Source organism: Bradyrhizobium sp. SZCCHNR1093 (genome assembly GCF_032381175.1).
Classification (GTDB): domain Bacteria; phylum Pseudomonadota; class Alphaproteobacteria; order Rhizobiales; family Xanthobacteraceae; genus Bradyrhizobium.
The window spans coordinates 1-18,501 of record NZ_JAUHJJ010000013.1 but is presented as its reverse complement, the minus strand read 5'-3'; the positions used below and the strand labels follow the sequence as shown (position 1 = coordinate 18,501).

Genomic DNA, 18,501 nt, shown 5'->3' with positions numbered 1-18,501 from the left:
TGAATTATAATTCAAAAATCCGGGGAGAATGCCGTGAAGTCGTACAATGCGGTATCGTGGTTGCTTGACCGCAATGTCGAGGCGGGCCGCGGCGACAAGCTCGCCTATACGGACACGGTCTCGGAGCTGACCTATCGCGGTCTGCAACAGCAGACCTGCCGCGTCGCCAACATGCTGCGCCGCCTTGGCGTCCGCCGCGAGGAGCGCGTGGCGATGATCATGCTCGACACGGTGGATTTCCCCGCGGTGTTTCTCGGCGCGATGCGCGCGGGCGTCGTCCCGGTGCCGCTCAACACGCTGCTGACCTCGGAACAATACGCCTATGTGCTCGCCGACTGCCGCGCCCGCGTGCTGTTCGTGTCCGAGGCGCTGTATCCGGTGGTGAAGGACATTGTCGGCCGGATGCCGGATCTCGATTGCGTCGTCGTGTCCGGCGCCAATGCCTTCGGCCACAAGCTGCTCACCGAGGAGCTCGCGCGCGAGAGCGATCAGTTCGACACGGTGGCGACCCACGAGGATGAGCCTGCGTTCTGGCTGTATTCATCCGGTTCGACCGGCATGCCCAAGGGCGTGCGCCATCTGCACGGCAATCTCGCCGCGACGGCAGAGACCTATGCCAGCCAAGTGCTCGGCATCCGCGAGAGCGACGTCTGTCTGTCAGCCGCAAAGCTGTTCTTCGCCTATGGCCTTGGCAATGCGCTGACCTTCCCGCTGTCGGTCGGCGCAACCACGATCCTCAACTCCGAGCGCCCGACGCCGGCGCTGATGTTCAAGCTCCTCAACCGCTACAATCCGACCATCTTCTACGGCGTGCCGACCTTGTTCGCCGCGATGCTGCACGATGAGTCGCTGCGCCATGAGAAGGCCGGTAGCGCTCTGCGCATCTGCACCTCGGCCGGCGAGGCGCTGCCGGAATCGGTCGGCAATGCCTGGAAGGCGCGGTTCGACGTCGACATTCTCGATGGCGTCGGCTCGACCGAGCTCCTGCATATCTTCCTGTCCAACGCGCCCGGGGACATCAAATACGGCTCATCGGGGCGCCCTGTGCCGGGCTATCAGGTTCGTCTTGTCAATGAGGCCGGCCAGGACGTGCCGGACGGCGAGGTCGGCGAGATGCTGGTGCATGCACCGTCCGCCGGTGAGGGCTACTGGAATCAGCGCCACAAGACCCGCTCGACCTTCGAGGGCTATTGGACGCGCACCGGCGACAAATATGTCCGCGACGCCGATGGGCGCTACACCTTCTGCGGCCGCTCCGACGACATGTTCAAGGTCTCCGGCATCTGGGTGTCGCCGTTCGAGGTCGAGAGCGCCCTGATCACGCATCCCTCCGTGCTCGAAGCGGCCGTGGTGCCGGAAGCCGATCCGGAAGAACTGTTGAAGCCCAAGGCCTATGTCGTGCTGCGCCCGAGCGTCGATCGCTCGACCCTGCACGAGGCACTGAAGGAACACGTCAAGCAGAAGATCGGCCCGTGGAAATATCCGCGCTGGATCGAGGTGGTGGACAGCCTGCCGAAAACCGCGACCGGCAAGATCCAGCGCTTCAAGCTGCGCGAGGGGGCACATTAGCTGTCATTGGCTGTCATTCCCGCGCGCGCCGCAGTCGCGAATCCGGAAGCTCGACGTGGGTGAGATCAAGCGACAGACAATCTCGAGATTCCGGATCGGCCCAGCTTCGCTGCGCCGTCCGGAATGTCGGGGCCGGGATATGTGCATGGTGACGCAACTCATCGCCGCGAACTCCGCTCGGCTCTCTCCCCCCTTGTGGGGGAGAGGTGGAGAGGGGGGTACCACGCGCGCCGGTGCGTGTGGCTTACCCCCCTCCCTAGCCCTCCCCCACAAGGGGGGAGGGAACGAGGGAGCGAGCTGCGGGAGCATTTTACATCACGTGCAGACGGAGCGGTCGCGATGGCGCTAGCTGCATCAGGCTTCCTCACCATCGACACCGCTCAACTCGAACATCGCTTGATCGGTCCGCAGCCATCCGACGCGCCATGCATCGTGCTGCTGCATGAGGGCCTCGGCTCGGTCGGCCTGTGGGGCGATTTTCCCGACAAGCTCCAAGCCGCGACCGGCGCCTCCGTGTTCGCCTATTCGCGCGCCGGCTACGGCGCCTCAAGCCCGGTGACGCTGCCGCGGCCGCTCGACTACATGCAACGCGAGGCCCGCGATGTGCTGCCGAAGCTACTTGATGCGATCGGCTTCCAGCGCGGTCTCCTCGTCGGCCATTCCGATGGCGCCTCGATCGCGGCGATCTACGCCGGCGGCCGCGCCGATCATCGCCTCGACGGTGTCGTGCTGATCGCCCCGCACGTGATCGTCGAGGACGTCTCGGTCGCGTCGATCGCCGCTATCAAGACCACTTACGAAACCACGGAGCTGCGCACCAAGCTCGGCCGCTGGCACAAGGACGTCGACAACGCGTTTTACGGCTGGAACGGCGCCTGGCTCGATCCGGCATTTCGGGCCTGGGACATCACCGGCGACCTCGCCTACGTCCGCGTCCCCGTCGCGGTGATCCAGGGCATCGACGACCAGTACGGCACCATCCGCCAGGTCGAGATCATCCAGGAGGAGTGCTATTGCCCGGTCGAGGTGACGATGCTTCCCAAGACCGGCCATTCCCCGCATCGCGAGGCGCCGGACGCCACCTTGCAGGTCATTGCCGAGTTCGCGGCCGCGACCTTGCCGGCCCCGGCATCACGAACATGAAACAAAGTGCATGTTTCGGCTTTTTGTCGTAGACGTCAGTCAAAACATGAATTATTGTGCATCTCAACGATAAGCACTCCAACGAAGGGTGACTCATGGCCGGGGAAGACCGCGTGCTCGCGGGAGGCAAGACGTTCATCGATTTTCAAACCGATCCCTCCCGCTACAAGCATTGGAAGCTCTCGATCGACGGTGACGTTGCGACGCTCGCCATGGACGTCGACGAGAATGGCGGCCTGTTCGAGGGCTACCAGCTCAAGCTCAATTCCTATGATCTCGGCGTCGACATCGAGCTCGCCGACGCCGTGCAGCGGCTGCGCTTCGAGCACCCCGAGGTGAAGGTGGTGGTGCTGCGCTCGGCCAAGCCGCGCGTATTCTGCGCCGGCGCCAACATTCGCATGCTCGCGGGCGCCACTCACGCCCACAAGGTGAACTTCTGCAAGTTCACCAATGAGACCCGCAACGGCTTCGAGGATTCGTCCGAGAATTCCGGCCAGCGCTTCATCACGGTGGTGAACGGCACCGCCGCGGGCGGCGGCTATGAGCTCGCGCTCGCCACCGACCACATCATCCTCGCCGATGACGGCTCGTCGTCGGTGTCGCTGCCCGAAGTGCCGTTGCTCGCGGTGCTGCCGGGCACCGGCGGCCTGACGCGCGTCGTCGACAAGCGCAAGGTGCGCCGCGACCGTGCCGATGCGTTCTGCACGACGGAAGAGGGCGTCAAGGGCAAGCGCGCCGTGCAGTGGCGACTGGTCGATGAGATCGCGCCGAACTCCAAGGTCGATGCCAAGGTCGCCGAGCGCGCCAAGGAGTTCGCGGCCGCCTCCAAGCGCAACGGCAGCGGCAAGGGCGTTGCGCTCACGCCGCTCAAGCGCGTGATCGATGCGTCGAGCGTGCGCTACGGCTTCGTCAACGTCGACATCGATCGCGCCGCCCGCATCGCCACGATCACGATCTCGGCCCCCGAAGCCGCGCCGCCCGCCGACATCGACGGCATGATCGCGCAGGGCGCATCGTTCTGGCCGCTGCAGGTTGCGCGCGAGCTGGATGATGCCATCCTGCATCTGCGCATCAACGAGCTCGGCATCGCCATGCTGGTGTTCAAGTCGCATGGCGAGCGCGCCCAGGTGCTCGCCCATGACGCCTTCCTGGAGGCCAACAAGGCGCATTGGCTGGTCAACGAGATCCGTCACTATTGGAAGCGCGTGCTGAAGCGCATCGATGTCACGTCGCGGACGCTGGTGACCCTGGTCGAGCCCGGCTCCTGCTTTGCCGGCACACTCGCCGAGCTCGTGTTCGCCTCCGACCGCTCCTACATGCTGATCGGCACCATCCAGGGCGACAACCGTCCGGCGCCGGCGATCGAATTGTCGGCGATGAATTTCGGCCCCTATCCGATGAGTCACGGCCTGACGCGGCTGGAGTCGCGCTTCCTCGCGGATCCCAGCGATCTCGAGCGTGTCCGCGCGCAGACTGGCAAGCCGCTCGAGGCCGATGAGGCCGAGGAGCTGGGCCTCGTCACCTTCGCGCTCGACGACATCGACTGGGAGGACGAGATCCGCGTCTTCCTCGAGGAGCGCGCCAGCTTCTCGCCGGACAGCCTCACGGGTCTCGAAGCCAATCTGCGCTTCGCCGGTCCCGAGACGATGGAGTCGAAGATCTTCGCCCGCCTCACCGCCTGGCAGAACTGGATCTTCCAGCGCCCCAACGCGGTCGGCGAGGAGGGTGCGCTCCGGCGCTACGGTACCGGCGAGCGGCCGCAATACGACATGACGAGAGTGTAAGGGAGCGAATGGCGAGTGGCGAATAGCGAATAGGGAAGGATGTCGAGAATCCCTACTCGCTACTCGCCACTCGCTACTCGCCTCCAACAACCAATGCCACCCGGGAGGTCTCCATGAACATGAACATCATGAACGTCGACTACTCGACCAAGATTCCGAACAACGTGAATCTCGCCGAGGACCGCCAGGTCCTCAAGGCGCTGGAGGGCTGGCATCCCGGCTACGTCGACTGGTGGAACGACATGGGTCCCGACGGCTTCCAGCAGTCGCTCGTCTACCTGCGCACGGCCTATTCGGTCGATCCGCGCGGCTGGGCCAAGTTCGACTACGTCAAGATGCCGGATTACCGCTGGGGCATTCTGCTGGCTCCGCAGGAGGAAGATCGCAAGATTCCGTTCGGCGAGCATTATGGCGAGCCGGCCTGGCAGGAGGTCCCCGGCGAATACCGCGCGCTGATGCGCCGCCTGATCGTGATCCAGGGCGACACCGAGCCGGCCTCGGTCGAGCAGCAGCGCCATCTCGGCAAGACCGCGCCGTCGCTCTACGACATGCGCAACCTGTTCCAGGTCAACGTCGAGGAGGGTCGCCACCTCTGGGCGATGGTCTATCTGCTGCAGAAATATTTCGGCCGTGACGGCCGTGAGGAGGCCGACGAGCTGCTGCGCCGCCGGTCGGGCGACGCGGATTCCCCACGCATGCTCGGCGCCTTCAACGAGAAGACGCCGGACTGGCTGTCGTTCTTCATGTTCACCTACTTCACCGACCGCGACGGCAAGATGCAGCTGCACTCGCTCGCGCAGTCCGGCTTCGACCCGCTGTCGCGCACCTGCCGCTTCATGCTGACCGAAGAGGCGCACCACATGTTCGTCGGCGAGACCGGCGTCGGCCGCGTCATCCAGCGCACCGTCGAGGCGATGCGGGCCGCCAGGATAGATGATCCCACCGACATCGCCAAGGTCCGCGCGCTCGGCGTCATCGATCTGCCGACGATCCAGAAGAAGCTGAACCTGCACTACACGCTGTCGCTCGACCTGTTCGGCTCGGAGGTCTCGACCAACGCTGCGAACGCCTTCAATGCCGGCATCAAGGGCCGCTATCACGAGACCCAGATCCAGGACGATCACCAGCTCAAGAACGCGACCTATCCGGTGCTCAAGCTGGTCGACGGCGAGATCAAGCGGGTCGACGAGCCGGCGCTGACCGCGCTCAACATGCGCCTGCGCGACGACTACTCGCAGGACTGCGTCAAGGGCCTCTTGCGCTGGAACAAGATCATCAGCACGGCGGGCTACGACTTCCAGCTCAAGCTGCCGCATACCGCCTTCCACCGCGCCATCGGCGAGTTCAAGGACGTCCATGCGACGCCCGACGGCATCCTGATCGACGAGGGGACCTGGGCCAAGCGCAAGAGCGACTGGCTGCCCTCGACCGATGACGGCGCCTACATCTCCTCATTGATGAAGCCGGTCACCGAGATCGGTGAGTACGCGTCGTGGATCGCGCCCCCGAAGGTCGGCATCGACAACAAGCCGGGTGACTTCGAGTACGTGAAGATCGAGACTTGATGAGAGGCGAATAGCGAGTTGCGAGTAGCGAATAGGGGAAGTAGTCTATTCGCTATTCGCTATTCGCTATTCGCTATTCGCTATTCGCCCTTCTCAGCTATCCCAGCCCGCGCCCGGAATCCCTGGGTTTGCGTAGACGATACCGCCATCGACCGCGATCGTATTCCCCACCACGTAGTCGCCCGCGCGCGAGGCGAGGAAGATCGCTGTGCCCGCCATGTCCTCGTCGGTGCCGATGCGCCCGGCGGGCACGCGCGAGGCGACCTCGTCGGCGTTGTCGCGCGCGGCCTTGTTCATGTCGGACTTGAACGGTCCGGGCGCGATCGCGGTCACCACGATGTGGTCCTTGATCAGCTTGGCCGCCATGCGCCGCGTCAGATGGATCAGGCCGGACTTGCTCGCCGCATAGGAATAGGTCTCGAGCGGGTTGACGAAGATGCCGTCGATCGAGGCGATGTTGATGACCTTTGCCGGCCGTTCGGCGCTGGCCGCCGCACGCAAGGGAGCTGCGAGCGCCTTGGTCAGGAAGAACGGCGTCTTGAGGTTGAGGTTCATCACCTTGTCCCAGCCGCTCTCCGGGAATTCGTCGAAGTCGGCGCCCCACGCCGCGCCGGCATTGTTGACGAGGATGTCGAGCTTGGGCTCGCGCTTCTTGATCTCGCCCGCGAGCGTCTCGATGCCGGCCATCGTCGAAATGTCGATCGGCAGCGCGACACATTCGCCGCCATATTCCGTCGTCAGTGCCTTGGCGGTCGTCTCGCAGGGCCCGGCCTTGCGCGCGGTGATGTAGACCCTCGCCGCGCCATGCGCGAGCAGGCCGGATGCGATCATCTTGCCGATGCCGCGCGAGCCGCCGGTGACGAGCGCGATGCGTCCTTCGAGTGAGAACAAGTTCCTGAGCATGAAGCCTCCCTTTTCTTATGTCATGCGCGCTTGTGAGCGGGACGCGCCAGCACGTCAAGGGAGACGCAGTCGCACGAATTCGCCGCAATTCAATCGGGGGAACGTTATGGCGGGGCCTATGCCGCGTCGATGCGGCGGAAGCCGTTCCACATCGCGGTGGCCGCGCCCGAGGTCAGCACCGGCAGCACGCGGGCGTCCTGGTAGTGGCCGTTCAGCGAGACACGCGACAGGGCCGTGAGATGATCGGCGCTCTCGGCGAAGATCATGCCGGGGCGGGTGGTGACAGCGGTCTTGTAGCCGGTCGCGGCCGCCAGCACGAACTCGCGCTGGGAGGCGGCGGCGCGGTCGCCGTAGGGATAGGCCATGTGTAGCACCGGCCGCTGCAACTCGTTCTCGATCCGGGCACGGCTGTCGGCGATCTCGATGCGCGCCGTCTCCTCGGTCTGCTTGGCGAGATTGCAGTGACTGATCGAATGCGCGCCGATCGAGATCAATGGCTCAGTCGACAGCGCCCGGAGCTCGTCCCAGGACAGGCAGAGCTCACGGCAGATCGAGGCCTCGTCGACGTCGTAGCGCGCGCACAACGCGCTGATCTCACGCCGGATGTCGTGCTCGCCCGGCAGTGCGCGCAGCCAATCGTGCAGGCGCTGGAACGTCACGCATTTGGCTGCCGGCGTCGATGCATCGAGCTGCAGCGACAGCCCGCCGATCTCGATGTCGATCGTTTGCGCCTTCGCGACCAGCCGCTCCAGCGTCACCCACCAGAGCCGGCCCAGTCCCGATGCGAAATCGCTCGTCACATAGATGGTGAACGGCGCATCGAACTCGCGCATGACAGGCAGCGCGAAGTCGCGGTTGTCGCGATAGCCATCGTCGAAGGTGAAGCAGGCGAAGCGGCGCGAGAAGTCCTTCGCCACCAGCCGGCTGTGCAACTCGTCGAGGGTGATGATCTCGATGTCGTGGTCGCGCAGGTGCGACAACATTTCGCGCAGGAAATCCGGCGTGACCTCGAGGTGACGATTGGGCTGGAAATCGGCGTCGTGGTGCGGCCGCACATGATGCAGCGTATAGATCGCTCCCACGCCCGAGAAGATCGGGCGCAGCCAGACATGCGCGCCGCTCAGATACAGCGCTTCCAGGCCGGCACGGATAAAGGTTTTGCGAAATCGCCTCATCTGAAATATGCGGCCCGGTGAGTGTCGGGACAAGGTTACCGACGAATGATTGAAGAAAGCCTTAGCCTGCGGTCGCAACGTACCGTGCGGCGCGCCTCATTTCCGGTTTGACAGGCATGCAAGGGTTTGTTTTCTCTCTGCTTCCTCGATGCGACGGATGACGAATGCGTGGACTTTTCAGGTGGAGCGGGAAATGGTGGCCTGGCGTCCTCCCGCTGATCGTGCTTTGGGGCCTCGCGGCCTGGACCAGCACCGTTCCCCTGGAGAATGATCTCGCAGGCCGCAGCTCGGCCGTCCTAAAGGGGGCCGTGCTCGACAGGACAAGCATCACGGTGGATGGCCGCGATGTCTCGCTGCGCGCCAATGCATTTTCCGAGGCTGGACGCCGCGATGCGGTCGCTGCGGTGGACGGCGTGGCCGGCGTGCGGCTCGTCAACGACGAGACGCGGCTGGTCGCCGAGGCCAAGCCCTTCGTCTGGTCGGCCGAACGCGACGTCGTCCGGGTGACGCTGGGCGGCAATGCGCCGTTGCCCGCCTTGAAGGGCAGGCTGATGGACGCGACGCGGGCGGCGCTGCCGGGCGTGGAGGTCGCTGACCAGATGGGCCTGGCGCGCGGCGCGCCAACGCGCTTCGAGGATGCGGCGCTGCTGCTGATCGGCCAGATCGGCAGGCTGAAGGACGGCAAGTTCACGATCTCCGATGGCGAGGTCGCATTGTCCGGCATGGCACGCGAGCTCGGCGGCCGCGAGGCGATCGCAGCCGCGCTCGGCAAGCTGCCGGACGGCTTCAAGGTCGCCAGCAACGAGGTCAAGGCGCCACCCTACATCTTCCAGGCCTACAAGGACCCGGTCGCGGTCACCGTGACGCTCGCCGGCAACGTTCCCGACGAGAACATCCACGCCGTCGTCGTCGGCTCTTCATCGCGGAAATTCTTCAGCGAGAAGGTCGTGGACAATCTCAAGAACAGCATCGGTGCGCCCACCAACTTCGTGAATGCGGTGGTGCCGGCGCTGGGCGCCTTGTCGCGGCTGTCGACCGGCACGCTGGTGGTGTCCGACCGCGACATCAAGATCTCCGGCGACGCGCTCTATGACGCCGCCGCCGCCCAGATCCGGACCGGGCTCGCCAAGGATGTCCCGCAGGGCTGGCAGGTGAAGGCCGACATCACGGTGAAGCCGGCAGCTGCCCCGGTCGATCCCACGGTGTGCCAGCAGCTGTTCTCCGACCTGCTCGGCAAGGCGAAGATCCGATTCGAGACCAGCCGCAGCGACCTCGACAGGGATTCCACCGGTCTGCTCGACCGCCTCGTCGAGATCGCGTTCCGCTGCCCCTCCGCCAATGTCGAGATCATCGGCCACACCGATGCCGATGGCGACCCCGCGGCCAATCAGGTGCTGTCGCAGAAGCGCGCCCAGGCCGTGGTCGATTATCTGGTCAAGGCCGGATTGCCGGCCGACCGCTTCACCCCGATCGGCTATGGCAGCACCCAGCCGGTCGTCTCCAACGACACCGCCGACGGCCGGGCACAGAACCGCCGCATCGAATTCGTGGTGAGGTAACGTCATGGCCTATCTCGTTGCCTTTCACTGGGGCTGGCTGGCCGGCGCCTTCGCCATCGGGCTGGCGATGGGCTGGGTCGCCGTGGTGCATCGCGCCCCGCGCGTGTCGGGCTGGCTGACCTGGCTGCTGGCGGTGCTGGCCGCCGGCCTGGTTGCGGCGGCCGTGGCCTGCCTGATCCCCGGCCGGGCCGGCTACTGGCTCGAGCTGCTGCTGATCATGTTCGTGCCCTACCTCGTCGGCTGCGCCATCGGCACGTGGCTGCGGGCGCTGGTGGTGATCCGCAGCATGCGGACGAAATCGGCGGCCTGAAGCGGCCACCCGCCGGTCTGCGTCCGATGCCACCTGCCAAGACTGCTGCCAAGACTGTGGCGGCGCGCCCCGCCGTCCGCGTGCCCGGGTCATCGCAACTGCGAGACACGAAGGTTTGACGAGGTGCGACCCTGTCAAACGCGCAGCCGGCGCTTATCGTTGAACGATGACGACCCGCCCAGCCGTGGGGCCCCCCGGAAAGCCCGGAGATGCGCGTTCCTCACCGAAGTTTAACCTGGGCTTTGCAGGCTGGCCGGGAGCGTGCGCCGACGCTCGGTCCTGCATATGATGGCTTGCCTGATGTCTTTGCCTGATGTCTTGCCTCATGTGCGGCAAAACGGTGCATCGCATTTCCGTAAAGCCTGCTAAGTATATCCATGTGTACGCTTTTGTTCGCACGCTCCGTGTTCCCCAATGCGTCGAAACGCGCTACGAGGGCGTTGTATGCGCACATGACGCGGCGGCCTCCGGGGCGCGGCGTCCCCGGCCGTCGTGATCGGATCACGGTGAGAGGTGTAGATGCTTGAAGCCATACGCAGAGCGGCCACGTTCCTGCGCGAGAAGCAAGTCCTGCACAAGCTCGGCGTGCTGATCAGCATCGCTGTGATCGCGGTCGCCTGCTACGTCCTCTACCACATGCTGCGCGGCATCGACACCTACGAGGTGCTCGAGGCGATCAAGAGCACGGAGCCGCATCAGATCGCGCTCGCCGCGCTGTTCGTTGCCGCCGGCTATTTCACGCTGACCTTCTACGACCTGTTCGCGGTGCGCGCGATCGGCCACGACCACGTGCCCTACCGCGTCAATGCGCTGGCCGCCTTCACCAGCTATTCGATCGGCCACAATGTCGGCGCCAGCGTCTTCACCGGCGGTGCCGTGCGCTACCGCGTCTATTCGGCCCATGGGCTGAACGCCATCGACGTCGCCAAGATCTGCTTCCTCGCCGGCCTGACGTTCTGGCTCGGCAATGCCGCCGTGCTCGGGCTCGGCATCAGCTATCATCCGGAGGCGGCGGCCTCGATCGACCAGCTGCCGCCCTGGGCCAACCGCATGGCGGCGATCGCGATCCTGGTCGGTCTGTTGGGGTATGTCGCCTGGGTATGGACCAAGCCGCGCGTGGTCGGCCGCGGGCCGTGGACCGTTGTGTTGCCGAGCGGCCCGCTGACCCTGCTGCAGATCGCGATCGGCATCATCGATCTCGGCTTCTGCGCACTCGCGATGTATGTGCTGGTGCCGGACGAGCCCAATCTCGGCTTCGTCGTCGTGGCCGTGATCTTCGTCTCGGCGACCTTGCTCGGCTTCGCCAGCCATTCCCCCGGCGGGCTCGGCGTGTTCGACGCCGCGATGCTGGTCGGGCTGTGGCAGATGGACCGCGAGGAGCTGCTGGCCGGAATGCTCTTGTTCCGGATGCTGTATTATTTGGCGCCGTTCCTCATTTCTGTAATCTTGCTGACGTTTCGCGAGGTTATCATCAGCACGCGGTCGAAACGGCTGCGGCAGGCCGCGCTCAGCCTCGATCCGGGCCCCCCGCCCGAAGCCGCTTTTGTGAGGAAGCGCAGCGATTCCGGTGCCTGACGCCAGCTCAAGGGAACAGTAGGACGAGATGGCTCTCGACGCTCCCTCCGACACGGCGCTCTCGATCTTCACCCCCTGGCCGGACCGGCTGCGCCATTCCGCGATCATTCTGCTGGCTGCGGCGCTCGCGCTTGCCGGGCTCGTGCTGCTGGACGAGCTGCTGCCGCTGCGCGCCCTGGCGGTATTCCTATGTATCGCCGCCGCCGCCCTGGTGCCGTGGCGGCTGCATGGCGCGGTCGCCAAGCGGGAGGAGGAGCGCCACGCCAACCCGGTCGAGGCGCCGGCCGTGAGCGCGGTGGTCGAAGGCATCCCCGATCCCGCCGTGCTGCTCGACCGCGCCGGCCGCGTCATCCACCTCAACGCCGCCGCCGCGCAGCTAGCGCCTGCCTTGCGCAAGGGCGAACTCGCCCAATTCGCGCTGCGCACGCCGGAGATCATCACCGCGCTGCGCGAGGCGATCGCCACCACCGAGATCCGCCGCGCCACCTATCACGATCACGTTCCGGTCGATCGCTGGATGGAGCTGATCATCACGCCGGTGCCGGTGCCGACGGCGTTCGGCGGCACCGACAAATGCATGCTGATGACGTTCCACGATCTGACCCCGCTGCGCCGGGTCGAGGAGATGCGCGCCGATTTCGTCGCCAATGCCAGCCACGAGCTGCGCACGCCGCTGGCGGCGCTCTCGGGCTTCATCGACACGCTGCAGGGGCCGGCCAAGGACGATCCGAAGGCGCGCGAGCGCTTCCTCGGCATCATGCACATCCAGGCGACGCGCATGGCGCGGCTGATCGACGATCTCCTGTCGCTGTCGCGGGTCGAGCTGTCGGCGCATGTCCAGCCCCACGCCATGGTCGACGTCGTCCCCATCATCCGCCAGGTCACCGACGGGCTGGAGTCGCTGGCGCGCGAGCGCCAGGTGGTGATCGAGACCAGCCTGCCGGAGGCGCCGGTGACGATCGCCGGCGACCGCGAGGAGCTGCTGCGCGTGTTCGAGAACCTGATCGAGAACGCGCTGAAATACGGCGCCTCGGGCGGCCGCGTGATCGTCTCGCTGGAGCAGGCCGTCTCCGCCGAGAACGCGCCGGAGATCCGGGTCAAGGTGCGCGATTTCGGCCCCGGCATCGCGCCCGAGCATCTGCCGCGGCTGACCGAGCGCTTCTATCGCGTCGATGTCGGCGACAGCCGCGCGCAGGGCGGCACCGGGCTCGGCCTCTCTCTGGTGAAGCACATCCTCAACCGCCATCGCGGCCGGCTTCTGATCGAGAGCGTGCCGCGCAACGGCGCCGCTTTCACGGCCTGCTTTCCGCAGTCCAGGCCCGCAGCACGCGCCTGACGGGCGGGCGCATCTTGCGGCCCGGCGCAGGCCGGGCGCATATCATCGATCGTCGTGAACAGAGGCCGGACATCGCGAGGCGATGCCGAGCACCTCATCGCCCGCCGTGGTCGCCGGCCGCTCAGCGCGTGGTCGACTTCGCCGGCTGGCGGCGGCGGTCGGCCGCGGGCTGATAGGCGACGCGCGAATGCTGCGCGCAATAGGGCAGGCCGGAAAGCGCCTTGCCGCCGCAGAAGAAGAAATCCGCGCTCGAGGGATCGCCGACCGGCCAGTGGCAGGTCGCCTCGTTGAGCTCCAGCAGCGACAGCCGCTGGTTCATCGGCACGACGTTGTCGAATGCAACCGGATCGGGATCTGCCTCAACCTCGAAAACCTGCGCGAGCGCTGTATTGCCGCGCGCCACCGGGCGCGCCACCCGCATCATCGGCTGTGCCGGACGGGCCGCCTTGCGCTGGCGCGGTGCCGCGGTGGCCGGGCTCTTGGCGCGGCCGGACAGGCCCAGCCGGTGCACCTTGCCAATCACGGCGTTGCGCGTCACGTTTCCGAGTTCCGCGGCGATCTGGCTGGCCGACAGTCCGGCTTCCCAGAGTTTTTTCAGTTGCTCGACGCGATCGTCGGACCAGGTCAATACGGTCATCGAACCTTTCCCTTCGCGTTGCGCCGGCCAATTCCGGGACGGCGCTGCGATGCTGTCTCAAGAAAATCCCTGGCGGCAGAATCCCTTGTCCCTCGCCGGGCGCGCGCAAGGCACCCGGACGTTACGCAAACTCAGAGAACTTCGAGAGGGATCAGAACTGCCGCACGAGATGTCGTACTCGACGTTGAAAACGCTACAATATGGCGTGACTCCCGCGCAAGAGTCGGTGGCCGCAGTCCACACATTCCGTGGTTCCCTGTGGCGTGTCTCGAGGCGTGTCAGGCGTCCGGAATCTCACGGGCCGGCCCCCCATGCATCAGCTGACGCGTAGTTGACTCCCACCGCTGCCCGCATACAATAGATGCACGTGCCGCCTTGAAAAGGCGGCACATTTTGTTTTCCAGGGTGGGGTCCCTGATGCGCGATGGCGCCGCGTGGCGCGTGTCTCGGCCGGCCCGTCAGCTCATGTGATCCGCCATGACCAGTGTTGCCGCTACGCATCTCCTCCCCGTATTCGCCCGGGTCGATCTTTCGTTCGAGCGCGGCGAAGGCGCGTGGCTGATCGCGACCAATGGCGACCGTTATCTCGATTTTACCTCGGGCGTCGCAGTCAATTCGCTCGGCCATGCGCATCCGCATCTGGTCAAGGCGCTGCAGGAGCAGGCGGCCAAGCTCTGGCACATGTCGAACCTGTTCAAGAGCCCGGATGGCGAGCGCCTTGCCGCGCGGCTGTGCGAGCAGAGCTTCGCCGACTACGTGTTCTTCGCCAATTCGGGCGCGGAAGCGATGGAAGGCGCGATCAAGATCACGCGCAAATATCACGCCGCCAAGGGTCATCCAGAACGGTATCGCATCATTACGTTCGAAGGCGCGTTCCACGGCCGCACGCTCGCCACGCTCGCCGCGACAGGTTCGGCCAAATATCTCGACGGCTTCGGTCCGCCGATGGACGGCTTCGATCAGGTTCCGTTCGGCGACATCGAAGCAGTGAAGAAGGCGATCGGTCCGCATACCGCCGGCATCCTCGTCGAGCCGGTGCAGGGCGAGGGCGGCGTGCGTACCGCGCCGCTGCCGTTCTACAAGGCGCTGCGCCAGCTCTGCGACGACAACGGTTTGTTGCTGGTCATCGACGAGGTCCAGACCGGCATGGGCCGCACCGGCGATCTGTTCGCGCATCGCTGGCTCGGCGTCACGCCGGACGTGATGTCGCTGGCGAAGGCGCTCGGCGGCGGCTTTCCGATCGGCGCCGTGCTCGCCACGGCCGAGGCCGCGTCGGGCATGACGCCGGGCTCGCATGGCTCGACCTTCGGCGGCAATCCGCTGGCGGTCGCCGCGGCCAACGCCGTGCTCGACGTGATGCTGGCGCCCGGCTTCTTCGATCACGTCCGCAAGATGTCGCTGCTGTTGAAGCAGAAGCTCGGTGCCGTTCTCGATCGTCATCCCGATGTCATCTCCGAGATCCGAGGCGAGGGCCTGCTGATCGGCGTCAAGGCGGTGGTGCCGTCGGGCGATCTGGTCGCGGCGCTGCGCGATCAGAAGCTGCTCACGGTGGGGGCCGGCGACAACGTCGTACGCTTCCTGCCGCCGCTGATCGTCAACGAATCCGAAATCGAACAATCGGTCGAGATGCTCGATCGCGCCTGCGCGGCGCTGTCGGGCGGGCCTGCCAAGCAGGCGGCCGCATCATGAGCAAGACCATGGGCAACACGCCGCGTCATTTCCTCGATCTCACCGAGATGCCGGTGGAGGAGTTGCGCAACGTGCTGGCGCTGTCCAGCGCGATGAAGAAGACCTTGAAGGCGCGCGAGCCGGCGAAGAAGCCGCTCGAGGGCAAGGTGCTGGCGATGATCTTCGACAAGCCGTCGACGCGCACCCGCGTGTCGTTCGACGTCGGCATGCGCCAGCTCGGCGGCGAGGCGATCATGCTGACCGGCACCGAGATGCAGCTCGGCCGCGGCGAGACCATCGCCGACACCGCGCGCGTGCTGTCGCGCTATGTCGACGCCATCATGATCCGCATCCTCAGCCACGAGGCGCTGCTCGAGCTCGCCGCGCACGCCACCGTGCCCGTGATCAACGGCCTGACCCGGCGCTCGCATCCCTGCCAGGTGATGGCCGACGTGATGACCTTCGAGGAGCATCGTGGCTCCATCGAGGGCCGCACCGTGGCCTGGACCGGCGACGACAACAACGTGCTGGCCTCCTGGGCGCATGCCGCCGAGCGCTTCAAGTTCCGGCTCAACGTCGCCACCCCGCCGCAGTTGTCGCCGGGCAAGCCGATGAAGGATTTCATCCGCGCCACCCGGGCCGACATCCATCTCGGCCACGATCCGGAGGTCGCTGTCGCCGGTGCCGACTGCGTCGTCACCGACACCTGGGTCTCGATGGGTGACAAGGACGGCGAGCATCGCCACAATTTGCTCAAGCCCTATCAGGTCAACTCCAAGCTGATGTCGCTGGCCAATCCCGAGGCGCTGTTCATGCACTGCCTGCCGGCGCATCGCGGCGAGGAGGTCACCGACGAGGTGATCGACGGCCCGCAGTCGGTCGTGTTCGACGAAGCCGAGAACCGCCTGCACGCGCAGAAGGGCATCCTGGCCTGGTGCTTCGGCGAGCGGGCTTAGGGACTTGATAACGAGAAAGTTTGAGCTACGTATTCGGCGCACCCTCTCCCCTTGTGGGAGAGGGTGGTTTCCATGCGGAGCATGGAAACCGGGTGAGGGGTTGCCCCGGGCTCAGGCTTGAGTGTGTGGCACCAACCCCTCACCCAAGTGAGTTCGCTGCTTCCGTCGGTGTAGCCCTCTCCCACAAGGGGAGAGGGCGCATTCATCAATCCCGTGAGGGGCTGATCTTTCGATCGCGTTCGCCGGTTGATTAGTTCAAGGTTTGTTTGAATCCGCGCGGCAAGCTCGGTGCACCTTCTCCCTTGTGGTGGCATGATCGACCGGCGGCGCGGTCATACTGGGTGAAGGGTCTCTCTCGGTTCGCTCAGCTTTACGAGAATGTCCTCGAGAACGGCCGAGCGTTGAAGGAGCACCTCGTTGTTCCAGTACCTCGCAACTCTAAACCCCTCTCTTGCAAGCACTTCCTCTCTCGTCCGATCACGCACCGCGTCGGCATGCTGACTGCCATCGATCTCGATGACCAGGCGCTGCTCGAAGCAGACGAAATCGAGGATGTAGTCCCGGAACGGCACTTGTCGTCGAAACTTGAACTGCGACAGGCGGCGGTCGCGCAGCAGCCGCCACATAGCAGCTTCGGCATCAGTTGGCTCCCGACGCATTGCTTTCGCGAAGCCGCGGATGCGCTGGCCGTTGGTCGATGATGCGGTGCTTGCGTCACCACCCCCACCCTGCGATGCGACCTAATCCTCTCCCACGAGAAGGTATACGGAGCCCGCGGTATACGCTAGTTCCATCCCCCTTCACTTTCCCCGCTTCATCCCCAAATACGCCCCATGACAACCAATTCCCCCGACAACGACATCCATCTCGACACCAGCCGCGCCCCCTCGGCGGTGCCGGTCGACGACGCCGTGCTGCCGTTCGAGGTCGCGGCGCTCGATCTGCGCGGTCGCCTCACCCGCATGGGTCCCGCGCTCGACGATATCCTCACCAAGCACGCCTATCCCGCGCCCGTGGGCAAGCTGCTCGGCGAGGCCATCGTGCTGACGACCTTGCTCGGCTCCTCGCTGAAATTCGACGGCCGCTTCATCCTGCAGACCCAGACCGACGGGCCGGTGTCATTCCTGGTGGTCGACTTCCAGGCGCCCGACCGGCTGCGCGCTTACGCACGCTATGACGAGGCGCGACTGCAAGAGCTGAAGGATTCGGCCAAGGACTCCGGCGGCCTGCTCGGCAAGGGCCATCTGGCAATGACCATCGATCAGGGCGCCGACATGAGCCGCTACCAGGGCCTCGTCGCGCTTACCGGCGGCAGTCTGGAGGAGGCCGCGCATGAATACTTCCTGCGCTCCGAGCAGATCCCGACCCGTGTGCGCCTCGCCGTCGGCGAGGAGTGGAGCGGCGGCAAGCACCGCTGGCGCGCCGGCGGCCTGCTGACGCAGTTCCTGCCCCAGGCGCCCGAGCGCCTGCGCCAGGCCGATCTGCATCCCGGCGATGCGCCCGAGGGCACCGAGCTGCATGCGGTCGAGGAAGACGAGGCCTGGATCGAGGGCCAATCGCTTGTCGCGACGGTCGAGGATATCGAGCTGATCGACCCGGCGCTGTCCGGCGAGCGGCTGCTGTATCGTCTGTTTCACGAGCGCGGCGTCCGCGTGTTCGACACCGTGCCGCTGCAGGCGCGCTGCTCCTGCTCGCGCGATGCGGTCGCCAACATGCTGAAGAGCTTCTCGCCCCAGGACCGCGCCGACATGGTGCAGGACGACAAGGTCGTCGTCACCTGCGAGTTCTGCTCCTCGGTCTATCATTTCACTCCGCACGAAGCCGGCGTGACGGAGAATTGACTCTGTTGCGCTCGCTCCGCGCGTCGTAGCGATCGTGGTCGAGCGACAGCCCTCCGTACGTCATCGCGAGCGCGTCGTCGCTTCGCTCCTCGCGATGACGCTCGATAGGCGGCGGCTGCGTCGCGCGGCGTCGGAGAGAATGTCGGGAGTTCGTGTGCGCCGGCGATTTCGATTAGTTCGTTGTTGAAAATCGGTTTTCTCGCTGATCGACGCCACATCCTTGCCCGTCGCGTTGATTGGTCGCAGCAACAAACAGCTTGTGCCGTCGGGCAAATCACTGGCACATTTCCGCGCATCCTGTTGCCGCATGAGGGGCGTTTCGCGACCGTCACGGACCGTTGGCAGTGGGATGCGATGGGCGTGTGTCGTTGCAGCGCGATATTTGCGCGGACGAACGGCGATGCACGCACGGTCAAGTCGCGCGGTCCTGATATCCCGATGCTGATATCAACTCACGTTGAGGCTTCGCTTCGCGTGGGG

14 protein-coding genes and 2 pseudogenes are annotated in these 18,501 nt (G+C 65.5%); 12 read left to right on the top strand and 4 right to left on the bottom strand.

Annotated elements, in window-relative coordinates:
* The first annotated feature begins 33 nt into the window (after positions 1 to 33).
* The 4 genes from QX070_RS28745 (at position 34) to boxB (ending at position 6,061) form a co-directional block, all read left to right on the top strand.
* Positions 34 to 1,569: a benzoate-CoA ligase family protein gene (locus QX070_RS28745; RefSeq protein WP_315740523.1), complete on the top strand. Its 1,536-nt coding sequence runs from the start codon at positions 34 to 36 to the stop codon at positions 1,567 to 1,569.
* A gap of 339 nt (positions 1,570 to 1,908) precedes the next feature.
* On the top strand, positions 1,909 to 2,712 hold the full coding sequence (locus QX070_RS28740) for an alpha/beta hydrolase (RefSeq protein WP_315740522.1): 804 nt from the start codon (positions 1,909 to 1,911) through the stop codon (positions 2,710 to 2,712).
* Positions 2,713 to 2,807: 95 nt separating this feature from the next.
* On the top strand, positions 2,808 to 4,496 hold the full coding sequence (gene boxC / locus QX070_RS28735) for a 2,3-epoxybenzoyl-CoA dihydrolase (protein WP_315740521.1): 1,689 nt from the start codon (positions 2,808 to 2,810) through the stop codon (positions 4,494 to 4,496).
* A 113-nt stretch (positions 4,497 to 4,609) separates the two neighbouring features.
* Positions 4,610 to 6,061 carry a benzoyl-CoA 2,3-epoxidase subunit BoxB gene (boxB, locus tag QX070_RS28730; RefSeq protein WP_315740520.1) on the top strand — a complete coding sequence of 484 codons (1,452 nt, stop codon included), beginning with the start codon at positions 4,610 to 4,612 and terminating at the stop codon, positions 6,059 to 6,061.
* 93 nt (positions 6,062 to 6,154) lie between these two features.
* Here the strand turns inward: boxB and QX070_RS28725 are convergent, their stop codons facing one another.
* Positions 6,155 to 6,964 carry an SDR family oxidoreductase gene (locus QX070_RS28725; protein ID WP_315740519.1) on the bottom strand — a complete coding sequence of 270 codons (810 nt, stop codon included), beginning with the start codon at positions 6,962 to 6,964 and terminating at the stop codon, positions 6,155 to 6,157.
* Positions 6,965 to 7,080: 116 nt separating this feature from the next.
* Positions 7,081 to 8,139 (bottom strand): polysaccharide deacetylase family protein, encoded by a 1,059-nt coding sequence (locus QX070_RS28720; RefSeq protein WP_315740518.1) that lies wholly within the window; start codon positions 8,137 to 8,139, stop codon positions 7,081 to 7,083.
* A gap of 164 nt (positions 8,140 to 8,303) precedes the next feature.
* Between QX070_RS28720 and QX070_RS28715 the strand changes: the two genes are divergently transcribed.
* The 4 genes from QX070_RS28715 (at position 8,304) to QX070_RS28700 (ending at position 12,919) form a co-directional block, all read left to right on the top strand.
* A complete protein-coding gene (locus tag QX070_RS28715) occupies positions 8,304 to 9,698 on the top strand; it encodes an OmpA family protein (protein WP_315740517.1) in 1,395 nt (464 codons plus the stop codon).
* Between the two features lie 4 nt (positions 9,699 to 9,702).
* Entirely contained in the window at positions 9,703 to 10,008 is a 306-nt protein-coding gene (locus QX070_RS28710) for a hypothetical protein (RefSeq protein ID WP_315740516.1), read from the top strand.
* Between the two features lie 519 nt (positions 10,009 to 10,527).
* Positions 10,528 to 11,583 (top strand): lysylphosphatidylglycerol synthase domain-containing protein, encoded by a 1,056-nt coding sequence (locus QX070_RS28705; RefSeq protein WP_315740515.1) that lies wholly within the window; start codon positions 10,528 to 10,530, stop codon positions 11,581 to 11,583.
* A 28-nt stretch (positions 11,584 to 11,611) separates the two neighbouring features.
* Positions 11,612 to 12,919: an ATP-binding protein gene (locus QX070_RS28700; RefSeq protein ID WP_315740514.1), complete on the top strand. Its 1,308-nt coding sequence runs from the start codon at positions 11,612 to 11,614 to the stop codon at positions 12,917 to 12,919.
* A gap of 121 nt (positions 12,920 to 13,040) precedes the next feature.
* On the opposite strand, the gene QX070_RS28695 is transcribed toward QX070_RS28700, so the two are convergent.
* Positions 13,041 to 13,556, bottom strand: a complete 516-nt coding sequence (locus QX070_RS28695; protein ID WP_315740513.1) for a GcrA family cell cycle regulator — start codon at positions 13,554 to 13,556, stop codon at positions 13,041 to 13,043.
* Between the two features lie 477 nt (positions 13,557 to 14,033).
* Between QX070_RS28695 and QX070_RS28690 the strand changes: the two genes are divergently transcribed.
* Both QX070_RS28690 and argF read left to right on the top strand, forming a co-directional pair.
* The gene (locus QX070_RS28690; RefSeq protein WP_315740512.1) at positions 14,034 to 15,245 is read left to right on the top strand and encodes an aspartate aminotransferase family protein; all 1,212 of its coding nucleotides are present in this window, start codon (positions 14,034 to 14,036) and stop codon (positions 15,243 to 15,245) included.
* A gap of 8 nt (positions 15,246 to 15,253) precedes the next feature.
* Positions 15,254 to 16,180 carry an ornithine carbamoyltransferase gene (gene argF, locus QX070_RS28685; RefSeq protein ID WP_315740625.1) on the top strand — a complete coding sequence of 309 codons (927 nt, stop codon included), beginning with the start codon at positions 15,254 to 15,256 and terminating at the stop codon, positions 16,178 to 16,180.
* Between the two features lie 332 nt (positions 16,181 to 16,512).
* Here argF and QX070_RS28680 read toward each other — a convergent pair.
* Positions 16,513 to 16,898 (bottom strand): annotated as a pseudogene (locus QX070_RS28680) (endonuclease domain-containing protein).
* A 115-nt stretch (positions 16,899 to 17,013) separates the two neighbouring features.
* On the opposite strand from QX070_RS28680, the gene QX070_RS28675 reads away from it, so the two are divergent.
* Together QX070_RS28675 and QX070_RS28670 are read left to right on the top strand one after the other, a co-directional pair.
* Positions 17,014 to 18,021, top strand: coding sequence for an Hsp33 family molecular chaperone (locus QX070_RS28675; protein WP_315740511.1), 1,008 nt, complete (start codon positions 17,014 to 17,016; stop codon positions 18,019 to 18,021).
* Between the two features lie 180 nt (positions 18,022 to 18,201).
* Positions 18,202 to 18,501 (top strand): annotated as a pseudogene (locus QX070_RS28670) (hypothetical protein); the annotation flags it as partial.